At 61.5% G+C, this 19,754-nt stretch carries 17 protein-coding genes and 1 tRNA gene; 12 read left to right on the plus strand and 6 right to left on the minus strand.

The annotated features are described in order from the left end of the window. Positions 1-2 precede the first annotated feature (2 nt). Positions 3-1,466, plus strand: a complete 1,464-nt coding sequence (betB, locus tag AC0L25_RS06690; protein ID WP_473594755.1) for a betaine-aldehyde dehydrogenase — start codon at positions 3-5, stop codon at positions 1,464-1,466. Positions 1,467-1,475: 9 nt separating this feature from the next. Here betB and AC0L25_RS06695 read toward each other — a convergent pair whose 3' ends face one another. Further along, positions 1,476-2,387, minus strand: a complete 912-nt coding sequence (locus AC0L25_RS06695; protein ID WP_473594804.1) for a LysR family transcriptional regulator — start codon at positions 2,385-2,387, stop codon at positions 1,476-1,478. A gap of 100 nt (positions 2,388-2,487) precedes the next feature. On the opposite strand from AC0L25_RS06695, the gene AC0L25_RS06700 reads away from it, so the two are divergent. Beyond that, the gene (locus AC0L25_RS06700) at positions 2,488-3,375 is read left to right on the plus strand and encodes an NmrA/HSCARG family protein (RefSeq protein ID WP_473594756.1); all 888 of its coding nucleotides are present in this window, start codon (positions 2,488-2,490) and stop codon (positions 3,373-3,375) included. A 115-nt stretch (positions 3,376-3,490) separates the two neighbouring features. Here the strand turns inward: AC0L25_RS06700 and AC0L25_RS06705 are convergent, their stop codons facing one another. Further along, positions 3,491-5,011: a phosphomannomutase/phosphoglucomutase gene (locus AC0L25_RS06705; RefSeq protein ID WP_473594757.1), complete on the minus strand. Its 1,521-nt coding sequence runs from the start codon at positions 5,009-5,011 to the stop codon at positions 3,491-3,493. Between the two features lie 204 nt (positions 5,012-5,215). On the opposite strand from AC0L25_RS06705, the gene AC0L25_RS06710 reads away from it, so the two are divergent. Further along, a tRNA-Pro gene (locus AC0L25_RS06710) sits at positions 5,216-5,292 on the plus strand. A gap of 239 nt (positions 5,293-5,531) precedes the next feature. Here the strand turns inward: AC0L25_RS06710 and AC0L25_RS06715 are convergent. Next, positions 5,532-6,236 (minus strand): hypothetical protein, encoded by a 705-nt coding sequence (locus tag AC0L25_RS06715; protein ID WP_473594758.1) that lies wholly within the window; start codon positions 6,234-6,236, stop codon positions 5,532-5,534. A 299-nt stretch (positions 6,237-6,535) separates the two neighbouring features. Next, the gene (locus tag AC0L25_RS06720) at positions 6,536-7,372 is read right to left on the minus strand and encodes a universal stress protein (protein WP_473594759.1); all 837 of its coding nucleotides are present in this window, start codon (positions 7,370-7,372) and stop codon (positions 6,536-6,538) included. 383 nt (positions 7,373-7,755) lie between these two features. Between AC0L25_RS06720 and AC0L25_RS06725 the strand changes: the two genes are divergently transcribed. The 9 genes from AC0L25_RS06725 (at position 7,756) to AC0L25_RS06765 (ending at position 17,744) form a co-directional block, all read left to right on the plus strand. Then, a complete protein-coding gene (locus tag AC0L25_RS06725; RefSeq protein WP_473594760.1) occupies positions 7,756-9,318 on the plus strand; it encodes a bifunctional aminoglycoside phosphotransferase/ATP-binding protein in 1,563 nt (520 codons plus the stop codon). A 31-nt stretch (positions 9,319-9,349) separates the two neighbouring features. Further along, entirely contained in the window at positions 9,350-9,799 is a 450-nt protein-coding gene (gene trxC, locus AC0L25_RS06730) for a thioredoxin TrxC (RefSeq protein ID WP_473594805.1), read from the plus strand. A 217-nt stretch (positions 9,800-10,016) separates the two neighbouring features. Beyond that, complete coding sequence (locus tag AC0L25_RS06735) at positions 10,017-10,769, plus strand: FadR/GntR family transcriptional regulator (RefSeq protein WP_473594806.1); 753 nt, start codon at positions 10,017-10,019, stop codon at positions 10,767-10,769. Between the two features lie 63 nt (positions 10,770-10,832). Then, a complete protein-coding gene (gene kdgD, locus AC0L25_RS06740) occupies positions 10,833-11,735 on the plus strand; it encodes a 5-dehydro-4-deoxyglucarate dehydratase (RefSeq protein WP_473594761.1) in 903 nt (300 codons plus the stop codon). Between the two features lie 106 nt (positions 11,736-11,841). Next, a complete protein-coding gene (locus AC0L25_RS06745) occupies positions 11,842-13,356 on the plus strand; it encodes an ABC transporter substrate-binding protein (RefSeq protein ID WP_473594762.1) in 1,515 nt (504 codons plus the stop codon). A gap of 83 nt (positions 13,357-13,439) precedes the next feature. Then, positions 13,440-14,354 (plus strand): ABC transporter permease, encoded by a 915-nt coding sequence (locus AC0L25_RS06750; RefSeq protein ID WP_473594763.1) that lies wholly within the window; start codon positions 13,440-13,442, stop codon positions 14,352-14,354. 3 nt (positions 14,355-14,357) lie between these two features. Next, the gene (locus AC0L25_RS06755; RefSeq protein ID WP_473594764.1) at positions 14,358-15,275 is read left to right on the plus strand and encodes an ABC transporter permease; all 918 of its coding nucleotides are present in this window, start codon (positions 14,358-14,360) and stop codon (positions 15,273-15,275) included. After that, on the plus strand, positions 15,272-16,912 hold the full coding sequence (locus AC0L25_RS06760) for an ABC transporter ATP-binding protein (protein WP_473594765.1): 1,641 nt from the start codon (positions 15,272-15,274) through the stop codon (positions 16,910-16,912). The genes AC0L25_RS06755 and AC0L25_RS06760 overlap by 4 nt, the downstream gene beginning before the upstream one ends. Positions 16,913-17,255: 343 nt before the next feature. After that, positions 17,256-17,744: a nucleoside deaminase gene (locus AC0L25_RS06765; RefSeq protein WP_473594766.1), complete on the plus strand. Its 489-nt coding sequence runs from the start codon at positions 17,256-17,258 to the stop codon at positions 17,742-17,744. Between the two features lie 34 nt (positions 17,745-17,778). Here AC0L25_RS06765 and AC0L25_RS06770 read toward each other — a convergent pair whose 3' ends face one another. Further along, on the minus strand, positions 17,779-18,744 hold the full coding sequence (locus AC0L25_RS06770; RefSeq protein WP_473594767.1) for an ABC transporter ATP-binding protein: 966 nt from the start codon (positions 18,742-18,744) through the stop codon (positions 17,779-17,781). Between the two features lie 2 nt (positions 18,745-18,746). Next, the gene (locus tag AC0L25_RS06775) at positions 18,747-19,754 is read right to left on the minus strand and encodes an ABC transporter ATP-binding protein (RefSeq protein ID WP_473594768.1); all 1,008 of its coding nucleotides are present in this window, start codon (positions 19,752-19,754) and stop codon (positions 18,747-18,749) included.

A 19,754-nucleotide genomic window follows, 5' to 3' on the forward strand; every position in this document is an offset into this window, starting at 1 on the left:
CCATGCGCGCCCAGCCAAAGGCATCGCACTATGTCAACGGACGCTACATCGACGACGAGCAGGGTGCGCCGCTGCCGGTCATCTATCCGGCAACCGGCGAGACCATCGCGATGCTGCGCTCGGCGACGCCGAACGTGTTGGAACTCGCGATCGAAGCAGCGCGTGCGGCACAACCGGCCTGGGCGCGGCTGAAGCCGGTCGAGCGCGGACGCATCCTGCGCCGCGCCGCCGATATCTTGCGCGTGCGCAACGCCGACCTGGCGCACATCGAGACGCTGGATACCGGCAAGGCGATCCAGGAGACGCTGGTGGCAGATGCGCCATCGGCAGCCGACTGCCTCGAATATTTCGGCGGCGCAGTCGCTGCCTATAATGGCGAGTCCATCGATCTCGGCGGACCCTTCGCCTATACAAGGCGCGAGGCGCTGGGCGTCTGCGTCGGCATCGGCGCCTGGAACTATCCGATCCAGATCGCCGGCTGGAAATCGGCACCGGCACTCGCCATGGGCAACGCCATGGTCTTCAAGCCGTCGGAGAACACGCCGCTGTCGGCTCTGGCGCTCGCCGAAATCTATACAGAAGCTGGCCTGCCTGACGGGCTATTCAACGTGGTGCAAGGCTATGGCGATGTCGGCGCCGGCCTCGTCGGGCACGATGTCGTCGCCAAGGTCTCGGTGACGGGCTCGGTACCGACCGGCCGCAAGGTGCTGTCGCTCGCCGGCTCGAAGATGAAGCACGCCACCATGGAGCTTGGCGGCAAGTCGCCGCTGATCGTCTTCGACGACGCCGATCTCGAAAACGCCATTGGCGGCGCCATGCTCGGCAATTTCTATTCGACCGGCCAAATCTGCTCCAACGGCACGCGGGTCTTCGTGCAGAAAGGCATCCACGACCGTTTCGTCGAGCGCCTGGTCGAGCGGACCAAGAAGATCCGCATCGGCGACCCGCTTGACCAGGAAACGCAGATGGGACCGCTGGTCTCGAAGGCGCAGCACGAAAAGGTCATCGGCTATATCGAGGCCGGCAAGCAGGATGGTGCTGTGCTCGCCTGCGGCGGTAGCGTGCCGTCGCTGCAAGGTTTCGGCGGCGGCTTCTTCGTCGAGCCGACGGTCTTCACCGGCGTCACCGACACGATGCGCATCGCGCGCGAGGAGATTTTCGGGCCTGTCATGAGCGTGCTGAAATTCGACGATGAGGACGAGGTGATCGACCGCGCCAACGATACCGAATTCGGCCTTGCCGCCGGCGTGTTCACGCGCGACCTGCCGCGCGCCCACCGCGTTATCGCCGAGCTGCAGGCAGGCACCTGCTGGATCAACGCCTATAATCTGACGCCGGTCGAAATTCCCTTCGGCGGCTTCAAGCAGTCGGGAATCGGGCGGGAAAACTCGCTTGCCGCACTGGCGCTGTATTCGCAGTTGAAGTCGGTCTATGTCGAGACCGGCGACGTGGCGAGCCCCTATTGAGGCTCGCGGCTACTGCTGGTCAGCCGCTGTATTCGCCCGACCGGAAATCCGATCGGATGCAAGCTCGATGAATGTCTTGACGAGGGGCGAAAGATGCCGGCTGCTCGGATATAGGACATGCAGCCCGCCGACCGGCGTCGTGTAGTCCCGGAGAACGCGGCTCAGCCGCCCCCCATTGATGAGGGGTTCGGCGATGCTATGCGGCAATTGGGCGATGCCGAAGCCTGCGAGCGTGGCCGCAACGACCGCCTGCATTTCATTAGCGGCGAAGCGCCCGGCCACCGCAACCGTTTCCTGACCGTGTGGCCCGTCCAGCACCCAATGGGCGCCCGAGGTCGAAGGGCCTGCGATGACGCATTGGTGGTGCGCGATATCCGCCAGGCGCTCCGGTACCCTGTGGCGCGCGAGATAGTCCGGGCTGGCGCAGAGCAGCCTGTGCGTGGAGCCGAGTTTGCGCGCAATCAGCGTCGAATCCTGAAGAACGCCGGTTCGGAAGGCGAGATCTATGCCGTCCTCGACCAGGTTGAGCTTGTCGTCTGTCAGGCGGAGCTCGACCTTGGTTTTCGGATACATTGCCAGAAAGTCGACCACCGCCTGGGTGAGGAAATAGCCGCCGAAGCCGACAGGAGCCGAAACGCGGATCGTGCCCGATGGCTCCGCCCTTGCTTCGGCGAGGCGCAAATTTGCGTCCTCGATCGTCCGCAGCGCCTGGCTGCTCTGCTCGTAATAGAGACGGCCGGCATCCGTCACGTTGAGGCTGCGCGTCGTGCGCTGCAGCAGGCGGACCCCAACCTCACGCTCGAGCGCGGCAACGCGTCGACTGACCGTCGTCTTGGGCATGGCAAGCAGCCGCGCGGCAGCGGTGAAGCTGCCAGCTTCGACGACGCGAGCGAACACCACGATATCGTTGAGATCGAGCATTGTATCCATGCATGGGACAAAGTTTTCCAATTATAGGCAATTATGCATCAATGTGACAAACCCTAATTTTGCTCCATCGGAAAAAAGAAGGAGCAAACACATGACCACCAAACGAAGCGTTCTGGTTACCGGCGCCACAGGCCAGCAGGGCGGCGCGGTTGCGCTTGCCTTGCTGTCGAGAGGACATCGCGTCAAGGCACTAACGCGCAAGCCGGACAGCGATGCCGCGCGGCAATTGGCGGCGGCAGGCGCCGAGCTCGTGGCCGCCGATCTCGGCGCTACGGCCTCCGTTGTGAAGGCAGCAAAAGACGTCGATACCATGTTCTTGATGGGCAACAGCTACGAGGCCGGGATGGAAGAGGAGACCCGCCAGGGGATTCTGGCTGCCGATGCCGCCAAGGCTGCCGGCGTCGGGCATCTGATCTATTCGTCCGTTGCCGACGCCAACAAGAAAACCGGCATCCCGCATTTCGAAAGCAAATATCTCGTCGAGCAGCATGTCGAACGGCTCGGCATTCCGTATACGATCAGCGCCCCGGTCGCCTTCATGGAGAATTTCGTCGCGCCGTGGTCGATCGGCGCGCTCAGTCAGGGCACGCATGCTTTCGCGGTGCCCGCCAAGCGCCCCCTCCAGCTGGTCGCCCTGGCGGACATCGGCGCCTTTGTTGCCACCCTGGTCGAGCGGCGCGAGCGCGTGTTCGGCAAGCGTTTCGATTTCGCCGGAGACGAGTTGTCCGGCGAAGACCAGGCCAATATCCTTTCGCAGGCCATCGGCCGCCCGATTAACTATCAGGAAATTCCGATCGCCGTGGCCCGCCAGCAAAGCGAGGACGTAGCGCTGATGTTCGAGTGGTTCGACCGCGTCGGCTACGACGTCGATATCGCGGCTTTGCACCGAGATTTCCCGGAGGTCCGCTGGCACAGTTTTGCCGACTGGGCGCGGGAGTTCGACTGGCGTGCGCTTGAGCGGGCTTATTCCGCTGCCTGAGGTCCTGTAGACATCATCGGCCGATGAAAACCTGGGGAGCGGACCAGCTGCAACGGGAAACACTTGGTCCGCTTCCCCATCGTGGCCTTCTCGCGCCGCGTTGAAATGAGAGAACCTAAAAAGTCTGGTTGTAGGCGCCGACCTCAGGGCTGCGGCGCAGCACCGCATCGACAGCTTCGAACATCTCCCGGCGCCGCTCCGACGAGACCGGGCTCTCTACCACGACGACAAGCTCCGGCTTGTTCGACGACGCCCGCACCAGGCCCCAGGTGCCGTCCTCGGCAACGACGCGAACGCCGTTGACGGTGATCAACTCGGCGATCTTCTGGCCGGCGAAGACAGTGCCGTCCTGCTTCATTGCCTGAAAGTCGGAAACGACCCGCTCGACCACGCCGTATTTCAACTCGTCGGCGCAGTGCGGCGACATGGTCGGCGTGCCGAAGGTCAGCGGCAGGGCGCGATAGAGATCGGCCATGCTGCTGGCCGGGCTGCGATCCAGCATCTGGCATATGGCGACGGCCGTGATAAGACCATCGTCATAGCCACGCCCGATCGGCGGATTGAAGAAGAAATGACCGGATTTCTCGAACCCGGCGATGGCGCCAAGTTCGGCCACGCGCCGTTTTATGTAGGAGTGGCCGGTCTTCCAATAATCGGTGACGGCGCCATCGGCGCGCAACGCGGCGTCGGTGTTGAACAATCCGGTCGACTTGACGTCGACGACGAAGGTCGAGCCCGGATGCAGTCGCGCAATGTCGCGGGCGAGCATGACGCCGACCTTGTCGGCGAAAATCTCGTTGCCTTCATTGTCGACCACGCCGCAGCGGTCGCCATCGCCGTCGAAGCCAAGCCCGACGTCGGCTCCCGTTTCCAGCACCTTGTCGCGGATCGCGTGCAGCATCCTCATGTCTTCGGGATTGGGATTGTAGTTCGGAAATGTATGGTCGAGCTCGACATCGAGCGGAATCACCTCGCAGCCGATCCGTTCCAGCGCTTCAGGTGCAAAGGCGCCGGCGGTGCCGTTGCCGCAGGCGGCGACCACCTTGAGCTTTCTCGATATGCGCTTGTCCCGGGTCAGGTCGTCCAGATAGGTTTTGCGAAAATCCGCAACGAAGTCGTACGAGCCGCCGCCGATAAGATCGAAGTCGCCGGCAAGCACGATCGTCTTCAATGCGCTCATTTCCTCCGGACCGAAGGTCAGCGGACGCGCTGCCCCCATCTTGACGCCGCTCCAGCCGTTCTCGTTGTGAGAAGCGGTGACCATGGCGACGGACGGCGTATCGAGCGCGAACTGGGCGAAATAAGCCATCGGCGACAGCGCCAGCCCGATATCCCTGACTCGCGCGCCGGCGGCCATCAGCCCGGAAACCAGCGCCAGCTTGATTGCCAGCGAATAGGAGCGGAAATCATGACCGGTCACGATGTCCGGCCCGGCGCCCAGGCGCCGGATCAGCGTGCCGAGCCCCATGCCCAGCGCCTGAACACCAATCAGGTTGAGCTCAGGCGGCTCCGCAGAGCCCGGATGGCCGAACCACCAGCGCGCATCGTACTCACGAAAGCCGGACGCCTTGATCAGCGCCGAGGTTTCAAACTCAAAAGTGTTGGGACGGGCTTCGCTAACGATCTTCAGGGGCAAGACAGGAACTCCAAGCGGCTGGAATCAGAGTGGTTTCAACGCAGGTGGCCGATGCCTATAACACGAGCCTTTAAGCCGTGTTTATCCCCCAGCAAACTGAAAGCTGTATGACGTTAGGGCGAAAGCGGAAGAAATGCGACAGAGGCGCTGCCATTGGCGCTTGCAGGAACGAAGTGCGGCGGCTATAAGCCCGCGGTCTGGTCACGGAGTGTAGCGCAGCCTGGTAGCGCACATCGTTCGGGACGATGGGGTCGCAGGTTCAAATCCTGCCACTCCGACCAGAAAAAACAAGCACTTAGCTTTTTCCCGAAAAGTGCTACCCACCTGGAACCTTATTGGCAGGACAGGAAGTAGCACCCCTGAAGCTTTGCCATGTCCTCGCCTGGGACATAGATGGCGTATTGTGAACTGGGGCATCGCGAACCTTCAGATTGAAAGGCTGCAAGGCGCAATTGCCGTTCGGTTGGCCGCCGCTTTTCTTCTCGACCAGGACATACCTTGCTCTGGCGCAGCGATGAGGTCAGCGCGTGCGTGATGTTATCTCACGGTATGAGAGTAGTGCGTAAATAAAGGTCAGTGTCCCGGCAAGTTCGAGACCTTCTTCGATGTTCGCCAGCATGCGATAGCGCAAGGATTCCGTGCCTTCCGCCTCTGCAACGCTGCCGCCGACCATTTCAAGCCCCACCGCTCCGCCAAGAAACAGCGCGGCCGAAACCGCCAACAGCGCGGCGAGTGATGTCGGGAAAGAGCGGATGAATGGAACAAAGACAGCTAGCCCGACCAAGCTAAGGATGCCTGCCGGCGCCGCCCATGCAAAATACAGCAGGCCCGTATTGGTTGACCTAGCAGCCAACGCAGCGGATAGCTTCTCATGAAGGCCAGTGAATTCATCGAAACAAAGAAGCAGGAACAGGAAGCCTAGGAAATACCAATGCCAAGTGAACTGGCTGCTACGGCCCGCCGCATCGTCTCCGCACTGAAATAGAAGACCGCTGCAGAAAAAAAGCGCCAGCACGGAGACCCAAGTGAACGCGCTCCGTTCCACATCCACATCAAGGAGCCATATTTTTGTCGAAAGGTCCGGCTCCTCTCCAGCGTACAGGCTTAAATCTTGTACAAAACTTACACAAAGAATCAGCAGAGATAATACGGCAACTAGGGCGAGTATCGGTCTCCATTGGCTGAACAGAAGCGGGGCTTTCTTTTCCACACTTGCAATTGTCATAAAAGTGTCACATAGAAGTTAGTAACTTGTCAACCATTGGCGTTCCCATGCGCATCGACGGAAACAAGTTCGAGTTATTACTCGGCGCAAGCGTGCTTGTTCTCCTAATGGCATTGGCCGGGCTCATCGCTTTCTACGAGGTTGAGGTGGTATTTCCGTTGGGGTAACGCGTTAATAACCGCGGGCGGGATCTCGAGCAGCGTGATCGTGATCTGCGGCTTACAGAAAACACTTAGCGCTTCCGGAAAGCGCCTGCCTCTGGTCGGCGGACTGACCGACGGCCGCGACAGCAGCAGCGGTTAACGCGCCATAAGGATCGGCATCGACGGGTCTTCAAGCATCGAGACGGTGACGCCACCGAAGATGCGCTCGCGCAACCGGGAATGACCATAGGCCCCCATCACCATCAGGTCGGCGGCGATGTCGACCGCGTGCTGGCGAAGCACGTCGGCGACTGAATGATCCAAGCTGGGCAGCCGGTCGACCGTGACATTCACGCCATGCCGCGCGAGATAGGCAGCGGCGTCGGCTCCGGGTTCCGCCCCGTGGCGGTATTCGTCCTCCACCGGATCGACCATGACAAGGTGCAGCTCATCGGCACCTGGCAGCATGTCGAGAGACTCGCGGACGGCACGCGATGACTCCAGACGCGCGTCCCATGCAATCAGCACGCGTTTCGGCTTCAGTGTCGGTCGCGACCCCTCGGGGATGAGCAGCAAAGGCTTTCCCGAAGAAAACAACGCGCCTTCGATCGCTTTGCTTTTCAGCGTTTCATTGGCAAGCAACTCCGGTCCAATAACCGTAATGTCGGCGTAGCGGGCACGGCGGCCGATGGTGTCGTCGACCCAGCCGGCTTCCGGATATTCGCTGGAGACATCGGCCGAAAGCACCCTGCCGGCCAGAAAAGCCGACACGGCGGCGGCTCGCTTCTTCAACAGATTCTCGTCGGCCTGACGCTCGCCGAGCCAGGATTCTGAAACGACCGCGGCATACTCTCCGACAGGTGGCGGCGCAGCAATGGCAACGATCAGAACAGCAAGGTGGGCGCCGATTTCGCTGCACAGGTCGGCGACGAGCTTGAGGTCCTCGTCACCCTTGTTCGGTCCCGTGACGGTAAGTATCGTCCTGAACGCCATGGTTGCTGCTCCCGATCTTGCGCCAAAGCCCAATCGTCGTTGTAACAACAGCGAGACGGCGCGGCGCGTTCCTAGCGCTGAGACAAGAACGTCGCCGTGCATCATTTGATCCGTTTCAACGTGCCCACGTGCCGACGCCGAAGGCTTCAGGCTGCTACGTTGTGCCGGAACATGGCGGCTGCGACATGCCTGTGTGGGTCACCAGCTTTCTTCCGGACGACGTTAAGAAATACCGTCCGAACACCGGAGAAGCATCACCACGGAACGCATCCGTGACTTGGCTGGTTATATCCAGACGCTGCAGCAGGAAGGGCCCGATGGCGCGGAATTTCAGCGACCACGCCCGTCGGATTCCAGGGTGGATACTAACAAGGAGGCATCCGATGATCGTCGAAGATCAGGAATCCGTGGTCGCGATGTTGATGGACCCTGCCGCATATGGCGAGACTGGGCCGGTCGAGGCGATCGAAACCCATATCTCGCGTATCTTCCTGGTTGGCCAGCGCGCCTACAAGATCAAGCGAGCTGTCAAGCTGCCCTATGTCGACTTCTCGACCCCGGTGCTGCGGCTCGCCGCTTGCGAGAAGGAGGTGGAGCTTAACTCCAAGACCGCGCCCGGCCTTTATCTGGGTGTGCGGCGCATCACGCGAGAGGCCGACGGCAAGCTCGCCTTCGACGGGAGCGGCGAACTGGTCGATGCTGCGGTCGAGATGGTCCGCTTCGATCAATCGAAGCTCCTCGATCGAATGGCAGTCGGCGGCGAACTGACGCCTGCGCTGATGACGGCGGTCGCGCGCATGATCGTGCGCTATCATCGCGGCGCGCCGGAGATCCACAGGGGCAGCGGATCCTCGAATCTGGCAGGCGTGCTCGCCATCAACGAAGCCGGTTTTGCCACCAGCCATGTTTTCGAAGAAGCCGAGATCAAGGCATTCACCGGGAATTTCCGCACCGCCCTCGCCCGTCATTGCGAACTGCTCGACCGGCGGGAAGCCGCAGGCAAGATCCGGCGATGCCATGGCGACCTGCATCTGCGCAACATCTGTTTCTTCGACGGAGAGCCCCGTCTGTTCGATTGCATCGAATTCAATGACCAGATCGCCAGCATCGATGTGCTTTACGACCTGGCTTTCCTGCTGATGGATCTTTGGCACCGCGGCTTTCCGGAACTCGCCAACCTGGTGATGAACCGCTACCTCGACGAAGCAGACGACGAGGACGGCTTCATCCTCCTGCCGTTTTTCATGGCAGTGCGGGCCGCAGTGCGCGCGCATGTCACCGCAACCCAGATCGAGGAAGGCAGTGCCGATTCCGGCGTGCTGATTGCCGAAGCCAGATCCTATCTCGAGCTTGCCCGAACACTTCTCGAGGCAAGACCTCCTCGCCTGATCGCCATCGGCGGCTTGAGTGGTTCGGGCAAGACGGCCGTTGCCGAGGCACTCGCCGCACATGTCGGCGCGCCGCCTGGTGCCCGCATTATCGAGAGCGACCGCATCCGCAAAGCCATGCATGGGGTGCCGGCCGAAACGAAGTTGCCGGACAGGGCTTATCGGCCTGATGTGTCGGACCGCGTCTACCGCGAAATGGCATGGCGCGCCGACCTGATTCTTTCTGAAGGCGGTTCGGTGATCGCCGATGCCGTCTTCGACCGGCCGGCCGATCGCAACCGCATTGAGAAGGCGGCAAATGGCAGAGACGTTGCTTTCGTCGGATTCTGGCTGGAGGCGGATCCGCTCGTTCTTTGGCGACGGGTGAGCGAGCGCAGCGGCGGCCCTTCCGACGCCACTGTCGATATCTTGTCGCGGCAATTGCAACGAAACGCCACTCCGTCGGCGTGGCGCAAGGTCGAGGCCGATCGAAAGCTCGCCGACATCGCCGCAGAGCTGGCGAGCGTTTCGGACGCGGCCGCTTCTGCGCAGGATGCTCCCCTCAAGACAGCATCGTGATGGGGACGCGCATAAAGATGGGTGAATGGGCATGACGCAGGGCAATCTGGTGGTTTGCGGCAAATGCGGCGGGGTCAATCGCCTGCCGCCGGCACGCAATGCCGGGGACGCGAAATGCGGAAAGTGCGGCTCCAAGCTGTTCTCGGGTCACCCGGAAGACGTCGATGCACAGAGCTTTGATCGCCAGGTCCGACGAAGCAGCCTCCCCGTTGTCGTCGACATCTGGGCACCGTGGTGCGGCCCCTGCAAGATGATGGCGCCGGCATATGAAGCGGCAGCAAACGAACTGGAGCCGCATGTTCGCCTGATCAAGCTCAATTCCGACAATGAGCAGGCCGTTGCAGCCAGGCTCGGCATTCGCAGCATCCCGACGATGATCCTCTTCCATGGCGGACAGGAGGTTGCGCGCACATCGGGTGCCATGACCGCGGGGCAGATCGTCAGGTGGATCCGCGATCACCTGCCGACGGCCGCAGCCTAAACGCCGCCACGCCGTGGATTCGCTGATCGCCGTGGCCGCATCAGCAAAGTTGTCAAAGAAAACGAGCTAGACGACTTGACGGCCGACACGCGGAGCGCAGAAGCCATACGATGACCTAAGCGCATTCGACCTTGGATGAAAATTTCATATGATGACCTCGCCTTTAGCCCGCACTGGGAGTATGGATCCTCATGGACCGGCAAAAGTTGGAGGACTCATGCAGCAGGCCGAACATCGAACGTCCCGCAGGTCGTTCGTTTCTCAGGTTGCGGATGCACTGCGCGGTCAGATCGAAGCCGGCTTTTATGCGCCTGGCGACAAATTGCCGACGGAACCCGCGCTGATTGACCGGTTCGGGTTCAGCCGCACTGTGGTCCGGGAGGCCATTGCCGCCCTTCGCGCCGACGGGCTGGTGGAATCGCGGCAAGGCGCCGGCGTCTTCGTCCTGGGCCCGAAACCCGTCGACGAGGGATTGAAGCTCTTCACCGACGAAACGAACAAGATCTCGGACATCATCGAAGAACTCGAGCTGCGCATCGGCATTGAAGTTGAGGCAGCCGGCCTTGCCGCAGCCCGCTGTTCGCCGGCGCAGGAGGCCGAAATCGAGGCTCAGGTCGAAAGGTTCGCCGATCTCATGGCGCAAGGGCAACCCACCGACGAGGCGGACTTCCAGTTCCACCTGGCGATTGCCACCGCAACGAACAACGCCAGGTTCAAGGCATTCCTCGAACATATCGGCCGGCGGATGATCCCGCGGGTGAAGTTCAAGACAATGATGGGCGGCGTCGATCCCTTGCCCAATCGCGACCATCCGATTCTGGAGGAGCACAGGGAAATCGCGGATGCGATTCTCGCCCGCGACCCGGAAAAGGCGCGTGAGGCGATGCGCCGCCACCTGGTGACGGGGATAAAGCGCTATCGCGCCCTGACCGTTCGGCGCTCGACAAACCAGGACAAGACCGGCGGTTGACTCGCCCCAATACTCATCATATGAATACAAATTACATCATATTAATTTGTGGGATGAGTTCCTTTGTCGCCAGATGAAATCAAGTTGCGTGTCGCTTCAGGGCTGCTGTCGTTTCCGGTCACACATTTCAACGAGGATTTCAGCCTCAATCTCGAAAGCTATCGCGCGCATGTGGCATGGCTCTCGGAGTTCGGCGCCGCTGCCCTGTTCGCGGCCGGCGGCACGGGTGAATTCTTCTCCCTGTCGGAAGAGGTCGCCGATGTTACCCGGGCGGCCAAGGATGCCTCGGGAGACGTGCCGATCATCGCCGGCTGCGGCTACGGCACGGCGCTGGCCACGGAAATTGCGCGCCGCGCCGAGGCTGCGGGAGCCGACGGTCTATTGCTTCTGCCTCATTATCTAATGGAGGCCTCGCAAGAGGGGATATTCCGGCATGTCAAAGCCGTGTGCGAATCCACCGGCCTCGGCGTCATCATCTACAACCGTGCGAACTCGGTCGCCAATGCCGACACGGTTGCTCGCCTTGCTGACGCGTCCCCAAACCTCATCGGCTTCAAGGACGGCACAGGCAAGATCGATCTTGTCCGCCACGTCACCGCAAAGCTCGGCGATCGGCTCTGCTACATCGGTGGCATGCCCACGCATGAGCTCTTTGCCGAGGGCTTCAACGGCGCCGGCGTGACGACTTATTCCTCTGCGGTGTTCAATTTTGTGCCGGAATTGGCACAGCGGTTCTACAGGGCGATGCGGACAGGTGATCGCGCTGCCATGGAAGAAATCCTGCACAGCTTCTTCTTCCCCTTCGCGGCTTTGCGCGATCGCGAGCAAGGCTATCCGGTGTCGATCATCAAGGCCGGCGTCGAACTCATCGGACGGACACCCGGCCCGCTTCGTCCGCCGCTGACGGATCTGAAGCCGCAGGAGAAAGACATGCTGCGCGGACTGATCGAGAAGATCGCCGCCTAGTCGCCGGGAGATCGGCACATTGCGGACGAACGCGACGAGGAGGTTCGTCCGCCGCCCGACAGCCAAAACGGAAGATCCCAAAACGGAAGACCAAGGGAGGAGAGACATGAATAGAAGCGTTCATACGATTGCAGCTGTCGTATTGATGACCGCTGCCGCCGTTCCATCGGCTATCGCACAAGAAGCGGCGCAGGAGATCCGTATCGTCCTGCCGGAGCAGCCGGCCAATCTGGAGCCCTGCGGCACCATCATCACCAATGTCGGCCAGATACTCAGCCAAAACGTGGTTGAATCGTTGACCGTCATCGATCCGAACAGTGGACAGCCCCAGCCGAAACTGGCGACCGAGTGGACCAGCATGGACCCGACCACCTGGCTGATCAAGCTGCGCGAGGGCGTCAAATTCCAGGACGGAACCGAACTCAATGCGGATGCGGTCGTCTTCTCCATCAACAGGATGATCAGCGGCAAGCTTACCTGCAGCAACATTGCGAAATTCGGCGATGCCAAACTGACGCTGACGCCGGTCGACAAGCTGACCGTCGAAATAAAGTCGGACAGGCCCGAGCCCATCATGCCAACGCTGCTGAGCGTGGTCATGATCGTCTCGCCGAAGACGCCGGTCGACCAGGCGGTGAACGATCCGGTCGGGACCGGCCCGTTCACGCTGTCGACCTTTTCTCCGCAAACCGTGGTGCTGGACGCGTTCGACGGCTATTGGGGCAAGAAGCCGGAGATTACGAAGGCAACTTATGTCTGGCGGCCCGAATCCTCGATTCGAGCGGCCATGGTGGAAACCGGGGAAGCCGACCTGACGCCGTCGATTGCCATCCAGGACGCCAGCAATCCGGAGACGGATTTCGCCTACCTGAACTCCGAAACAACCGCGATCCGTATCGATGCCACCGAACCGCCGCTCGATGACCTACGCGTCCGTAAGGCGCTCAATCTCGCGATCGACTGGGAAGGCCTTGCCCAGCTGTTCGGCGACGATGCCAAACGTGCGTCGCAGATGGTCGTCTCCGGCATCAACGGCCATGACGATGCACTCGAGCCATGGCCGTATGATCCGGAAGAGGCGAAAAAGCTCATCGAGGAGGCGCGCGCGGCGGGTGTCGCGGTCGATACCGAGATCAAGCTCATCGGGCGAAACGGCATCTATCCAAACGGCGCGGAAGCGATGGAGGCCATGATGACGATGTGGCAGGACGCCGGCCTCAACGTCAAGCTTACCATGCTCGATGTCGCCGACTGGCTGCGCTATCTGCAAAAGCCTTTCCCGCCGGAGCGCGGCCCCAATCTCCTGCAGATGATGCACGACAATAACAAGGGCGATGCGGCCTTCACAATTCCGATCTTCTACCGATCGAGCGGCAGCTACTCGACCGTGGCTGATCCGGCATTCGACAAGGAGATAGACGAGGCGCTGGCTGCGACCGGCGAAGCCCGCACGAACAGCTTCAAGGCCATCTTCGGCAAGACCCGCAAGGAAGTGGTGGCGGACATCCCGATGTTCCACATGATCGGCTATACCCGCGTTGGCACCAGGCTGGAATGGAAGCCCGATATCACCACCAACAGCGAAATACCGCTGGCCAATATCGCTATCAAAAAAGACTGAGTGATACGGGGGCGCCGGGTCCAATCGTGGTCCTGCGTCCCTGACCCGTTGTCTCCGTCGATATCCGTCCAAGGGCATCCCAAATGATCACCTATCTTGGACGCCGGGCGTTCCACAGCATCCTGTCGGTCATAGGTCTGTTGACGCTGGTCTTTTTCCTGACACGGCTTACCGGCGATCCTTCCGCCTTGTACCTGCCTCTGGACTCGACTGCGGAAGCTCGGGCCGCGTTCGCGCGGTTGAACGGCCTCGATCAGCCGATCTATTGGCAGTTTCTGGAATATTTGCGCGATCTGCTGCAGCTGGATTTCGGTGAATCGCTACGCCAGAACCGCTCGGCGATGCAGGTCGCGCTTGAGGCGTTCCCGGAAACGCTGAAGCTTGCCGCCGTCGCGATGACGCTGTCGACCGCTCTGGCTATCCTTGTCGGCTCTCTTGCGGCCGCGCGGCCGGGCAGCATGTTCGACCGTATTGCCAGCCTCATCTCGCTGGCCGGCGCAAGCGCACCGGATTTCTGGGTCGCCATCGTCGGTATTCTTGTCTTCGCTGTCGGGCTCGGGCTTTTGCCGACATCCGGCACCGGAACCTGGGCCCATTGGATCATGCCGACGTTCGTGCTGATGCTTCGCCCCTTCGGTCTCCTTGTGCAGGTCGTGCGCGGAACGATGCTGTCGGCGCTTGCCTCTCCATACATCAAGACCGCAAGGGCCAAGGGCCTGCCTCTTCAGAAGATCATCTTCGGGCATGCGCTTCGCAACTCGCTGCTGCCCGTCGTCACGGTCGCCGGCGACCTGGCGACCAGTCTCGTCAACGGCGCCGTCGTCGTGGAGTCGATATTCGGCTGGCCAGGCATCGGCAAGCTGATGATCGACTCGATCATCCAGCGCGATTTTGCCGTCGTCCAGTCGACCATTCTGGTGACGGCTACCGCTATCTTCATCCTGAACATCGCGATCGATCTGCTTTATGCGGTTCTCGATCCGCGCATCCGGTACTAAGCCATGACGATCATCACCCCCGACACCAAGCCGGTGGCCGTTCCAGGCAGCGTGCTTCTCGCCTATTTGAAGCGCGACAAGCTTGCGCTCGCAGCGGCTATCTTCCTGACGGTCGTCGTGCTCGCGGCGGTCCTCGGCCCGTGGCTGGTGGGCGACGCCGCTTCGCGGCTGGGGCTGCGCCAGCGCAATCTCGCTCCCTTCTCGCTGGCTAGCGGCTGGATCTATGTTCTCGGCGCCGACACCCTTGGCCGGCCCATCCTGGCCAGGCTGATTGTCGGCGCGCAGAACACGTTCGGCATTGCCGCGGCGGCGGTATTCGCATCGATGCTGGTTGGTGGAACACTCGGCCTGATAGCTGGTTATTCGGAGCGCTGGTACAGCCATCTCATTCTGCGCCTGGCCGATGTCGTCATGAGCTTTCCCTCGCTGCTGCTGGCGCTCATCGTGCTCTACACGCTGGGCCCGAGCATCACCAACCTGGTGATCGTTCTCGCCGTCACGCGCATGCCGATCTACCTCAGAACAGCCCGCGCAGAGGTGCTGGAGTTGCGCGAGCGCATGTTTGTCAGCGCGGCGCGCGCCATGGGCGCGAAGCCGGCCCGGATCATCGTCCGGCATATCGCACCCCTCGTCCTGCCGACATTGGTGACGATTTCCGCCATTGATTTCGCGACCGTCATTCTATCGGAATCGGCGCTGAGTTTCCTTGGCCTCGGCATTCAGCCACCCGACTTCACCTGGGGCGCAATGGTGGCAAACGGCCGCGGCTATCTCGCCACCGCCTGGTGGATCGCATTCTGGCCGGGTCTTGCAATCATGCTGACGACGCTGTCGCTCAACATCCTCTCGAACTGGGCGCGCACCGTCGCCGATCCACAACAGCGCTGGCGTCTTCAGACATTGCGAAAAGCTGCCCGATGAGCAACGCGACCATTCTCAAAGTCGAGGGCCTGACCGTCGATTTCCTTTCGGACGAGGAGCCGGTACGCGCCGTCGACGACGTCTCTTTCCACGTCAGCCGTGGCGAAACACTGGTGATCCTCGGCGAAAGCGGTTCGGGAAAAAGCGTCAGCACCAGCACGGTGATGGATCTCGTCGACTGTCCGCCAGGCGATATCGTGGCCGGCTCCTGCCTCTTCGACGGCGTCGAGCTCTCGGGCCTCGGCTCGGAAGCGCGCAGAAACATCAACGGCCGCGGGATTGCGATGATCTTTCAGGATCCGCTTGCCTACCTGAACCCCGTCTACACGGTGGGGCGCCAGATCGGAGAGGTCTATGAGAGCCACGACGCGGGAAGCGGCAAGGACGCACGCGCCAAGACGATAGAACTGCTTCGGCGCGTGGGCATTCCAGAGCCGGAAAACCGAGTCGATTTCTATCCGCATCAGTTCTCGGGCGGACAACGCCAGCGCGTGATGATCGCCATGGCGATCGCGTTGAAACCGGACATCCTGATCGCCGATGAGCCGACGACCGCTCTGGACGTCAGCGTGCAAGCGCAGATCCTCGATCTGCTGCGCGACCTCCAGCGCGAGACCGGCATGGCGTTGATCATGATCACCCATGACCTCGAAGTCGCCGCGTCCATGGCCGACCGGATTATCGTCATGAACGGCGGCAAGGTAGTGGAGACAGGCATCGCCAAGGAGGTCTTCAGCAATCCGCAGCACCCCTATACGCGCCGGCTCATCTCTGCCCTGTCCCACGGCAACGCAGCGGAGGCGCCGAACAAGCGTTCGACGACGATCGCCGGCGAAACGCTGCTCAAGGTGGAACATCTCACCAAACACTATGTGCTTGCTTCCGGAGCTTTCGGCAGCAAGCGGACGTTCAAGGCGGTGGATGACATAAGCTTCGAAGTCAGGAGAGGCGAAACGCTCGGCATTGTCGGCGAGTCCGGCTCCGGCAAATCGAGCGTCGCACGCATGCTGTTGGGGCTGAACGAGCCAAGCGCCGGCAAGGCTGTGTTTGCCGGTGAGAACATCTTCGAAATGAACGGGAAGCGCCTTATGGCGTTTCGGCGCAAGGTCCAGATGGTCTTCCAGGATCCGTACGGATCGATGAATCCGCGCATGCGCGTTTATTCGATCGTTTCCGAACCCTGGGTGATCCACCGCGATATTCTGCCGAAGAACAGGTGGAAAGTTCGAGTGGCAGAGCTCCTGGAATTGGTCGGGCTGTTGCCGGAGCATGCCGACCGCTACCCGCACCAGTTTTCCGGCGGCCAGCGACAGCGCATCGCGATTGCACGCGCGCTTGCGAGCGAGCCGGAACTGATCGTCTGCGACGAGGCGGTTTCGGCGCTCGACGTCTCTATACAAGCGCAGGTGATCGACCTTCTGGCCGACCTTAGGACCAGGCTCAGCCTCTCCTATGTTTTCATCACACACGACCTGCCGATCGTGCGCCATTTCGCGGACCGGATCATGGTCATGAAAGATGGAAAGATTGTCGAGGAAGGCCAAACCTCGGCGCTGTTCGGGGCGCCTCGCCACGACTATACGCAAAGCCTGTTGCAGGCTGTGCCCAGACCCAAATGGCTTACGCAAGCTCAATAGTTCTCATCCGGGCTTAGCGCGAGCCGCCTTGCCGATGCCAACCCCGCGTCGCGGACGCTTCTGCGGCCCGGATTTCATCCTACCGCAGTCACCCTTTGAATAGCCGAACGTCAAGCTCGAACGGATCAACCCCGTGCGATTTTGATTCGGGCCGCGGCAGGATGATGAGGAATGATGAGAACATTCTGATCTGGCCCGTCCGAGATCGGGACAATGGCTGACAGAACAAAGAACAGAGCAGCGGCGACGCTGTTCCGCCACTCATCGCCGAGCTGAATCTGCCGACTTGAGTCGGCGGATTGTTCGGCACTATGATCAAACGGCGCTGCCGGAGGATCTGCCGATGCCACAACGCCCCTATGATGAGCGCCTGCTCCGTCAGGCGTTGGATGTCGCGCGCAAGGCACGCGATGCTGGCGAACATCCCTTTGGTTCGCTCCTCGCTGACAAAGACGGCAATGTGTTGCGCGAGCAACTCAACGGTTACAAATCCGGAGGCGGCGACCGAACCGCTCATGCCGAAAGACTGCTGGCATCGTGGGCAGGGATGAATTTCAGTCTCGAAAAGCTGGCCTCCTGCACACTCTACACTTCGGCCGAACCTTGCGCGATGTGCTCCGGGACAATCTATTGGGCGGGTATCGGACGTGTCGTGTTCGGGCTGGCTGAGCATGACATGAAGGCACTGACGGGTGCACACGTCGAGAATCCCACACTCGACCTGCCCTGCACTATCGTCTTCGACGCTGGGCAGCGTCCGACTGAAGTCGTCGGCCCGCTGCTTGCCGATGAAGCGGCGCAACTCCAGGCCGATTTCTGGAAAGACAAGTAGCTCAATTGCCGCGCACGCGGCAAACGAGTGAGTGCTAGGCGATGTCGTCGCGAATGCAGGCCTTCAGATGGCCATCGGACGTTGCCCTCAGCGGCGGGACGATGCCGGCACAGGCGTCCAGAGCAACCGGGCAACGGGTTCGGAAAACACACCCGGTTGGCGGATTTGCAGGGCTTGGAATGTCGCCCTTCAGCACCTGCCGGCCTTGCCTGGCCAGTGGGTCGAGCGACGGAATGGCCGAAAGCAGCGCGCGCGTATAGGGGTGCTGCGGCCGTCCGTAGAGCGCGGCCGCCGGCGCAACTTCCATGATGCGGCCGAGATAGAGAACGATCACCGTGTCGCAGATGTATTCGACGACGGCCAGGTCATGCGAAATGAACAGCATGGTCAGACCGAGCCGGACCTGCAGGTCGCGCAGAAGATTTATGATTTGCGCCTGAATGGAGACATCGAGGGCAGAGACCGGTTCGTCGGCGACGATGAATTCGGGTTCGAGCGTAAGCGCGCGGGCGATGCCGATGCGCTGACGCTGCCCGCCTGAGAATTCGTGGGCGTAGCGGTCATAGGCATCGACTGGCAACTCGACCGCAGCAAGTGCCTTCTCCGCCCTCGCCCGCCGCTCGCGCCTGTTGCCGATGCCCTGAATATCCAGGCCTTCGGTCAGGATCTGCCCGATGGTCATGCGCGGCGACAGGCTGGCGAACGGATCCTGGAAGATATACTGCATCTTGCGGCGCTGGCGAGCCAGCGGGGCGGCGCTCAGCTTGGTGATATCGACGCCGTCAAAGCTGATTTCGCCGGATGTCGGCTCGATGAGACGCAGCACCGAGCGGCCGATCGTGGTCTTACCCGACCCGGATTCGCCGACGAGGCCGACCACCTGACCGCGCGCAATATCGAAGGAAATATCGTCCAGCGCCCTGACGACGGGACCGCGCGAGAACGCTGTCGGCGCAAAATGCTTGGTCAGGTTCCTGACCGAAAGGAATAGGGCGTCCACTGTCAGAGATCCTCCCAGCGCAAACAACGGCTTTGCTGGGTCGACGTCGCCGCGAATAGTGGCGGTACCGCAGCGCGGCAGGCATCGACAGCCATGGCGCAACGCGGCGCGAATGAGCAGCCCTTGGGCAGCATCGCCAGCGACGGAACATTGCCGGCGATGGTCGGAAGCGGCGTTCCTGCCGCCTTCAGCGTGGTGGCCTGGCCAAGCCGTGGCACCGAACGCATCAGCCCGGCAGTGTAGGGATGGCGCGGACGGGTGAACACCTCGCGCACCGGACCCGATTCCACGATGCGCCCGGCATACATGACCGCGACCCGGTCGGCGATCTCGGCAACGACGCCGAGATTGTGCGTGACAAAGAGGATGCCCATGCCGCGTTGCGCCTGCAGCTCGGCCAGCAGTTCGAGAATCTGGGCCTGGATGGTAACGTCGAGCGCGGTGGTCGGCTCGTCGGCGATCAGCAAGGTCGGATCGCAGGACAAGGCCATGGCGATGGTTGCGCGCTGGCGCATCCCTCCCGACAGCTCATGCGGGTATTGCCGCGCCCGCCGATCGGGGTCGGGAATGCCGACCTGAGCCAGCAGCCGCACGGCATCAGTGGCCGCATCACGATGCGACTTGCCGAGATGGATGCGGATCGGCTCGGCGATCTGTTCGCCGATGGTGTAGACCGGATTGAGGCTGGTCATCGGCTCCTGGAACACCATGCCGATGTCGTTGCCGCGCACCTTGCGCAGCGACTCGGGGTCGAGCCCGGTCAGCTCGGTGACTGTACCATCCCTGCGGCGCAGCGCGATCGAGCCCTCGGCGACGTGTCCGATCTTCTTCGGCAGCAGGCCGATGATCGACAGGCTGGTGACAGATTTGCCCGATCCGGACTCTCCGACCAGCGCGACCGTCTCACCCGAACCTATCACCAGATCGACGTCCTGCACGGCGGCGATGTCGCGTCCGGCGATACGGAACACCGCGCGCAGGCCTGAGATCGAGAGTATCGGAGCGTCCAC

It is taken from the genome of Mesorhizobium sp. WSM4813, assembly GCF_055811555.1.

What these genes read in the sequence shown, in the direction of transcription:
- AC0L25_RS06745 (WP_473594762.1), top strand. Translation starts at nt 11,842, where the DNA reads ATGAATAGAAGCGTTCATACGATTGCAGCTGTCGTATTGATGACCGCT.
- AC0L25_RS06720 (WP_473594759.1), bottom strand. Translation starts at nt 7,372, where the DNA reads ATGGCGTTCAGGACGATACTTACCGTCACGGGACCGAACAAGGGTGAC.
- trxC (WP_473594805.1), top strand. Translation starts at nt 9,350, where the DNA reads ATGACGCAGGGCAATCTGGTGGTTTGCGGCAAATGCGGCGGGGTCAAT.
- AC0L25_RS06765 (WP_473594766.1), top strand. Translation starts at nt 17,256, where the DNA reads ATGCCACAACGCCCCTATGATGAGCGCCTGCTCCGTCAGGCGTTGGAT.
- betB (WP_473594755.1), top strand. Translation starts at nt 3, where the DNA reads ATGCGCGCCCAGCCAAAGGCATCGCACTATGTCAACGGACGCTACATC.
- AC0L25_RS06725 (WP_473594760.1), top strand. Translation starts at nt 7,756, where the DNA reads ATGATCGTCGAAGATCAGGAATCCGTGGTCGCGATGTTGATGGACCCT.
- AC0L25_RS06735 (WP_473594806.1), top strand. Translation starts at nt 10,017, where the DNA reads ATGCAGCAGGCCGAACATCGAACGTCCCGCAGGTCGTTCGTTTCTCAG.
- AC0L25_RS06750 (WP_473594763.1), top strand. Translation starts at nt 13,440, where the DNA reads ATGATCACCTATCTTGGACGCCGGGCGTTCCACAGCATCCTGTCGGTC.
- AC0L25_RS06760 (WP_473594765.1), top strand. Translation starts at nt 15,272, where the DNA reads ATGAGCAACGCGACCATTCTCAAAGTCGAGGGCCTGACCGTCGATTTC.
- AC0L25_RS06700 (WP_473594756.1), top strand. Translation starts at nt 2,488, where the DNA reads ATGACCACCAAACGAAGCGTTCTGGTTACCGGCGCCACAGGCCAGCAG.
- AC0L25_RS06755 (WP_473594764.1), top strand. Translation starts at nt 14,358, where the DNA reads ATGACGATCATCACCCCCGACACCAAGCCGGTGGCCGTTCCAGGCAGC.
- AC0L25_RS06715 (WP_473594758.1), bottom strand. Translation starts at nt 6,236, where the DNA reads ATGACAATTGCAAGTGTGGAAAAGAAAGCCCCGCTTCTGTTCAGCCAA.
- AC0L25_RS06695 (WP_473594804.1), bottom strand. Translation starts at nt 2,387, where the DNA reads ATGCTCGATCTCAACGATATCGTGGTGTTCGCTCGCGTCGTCGAAGCT.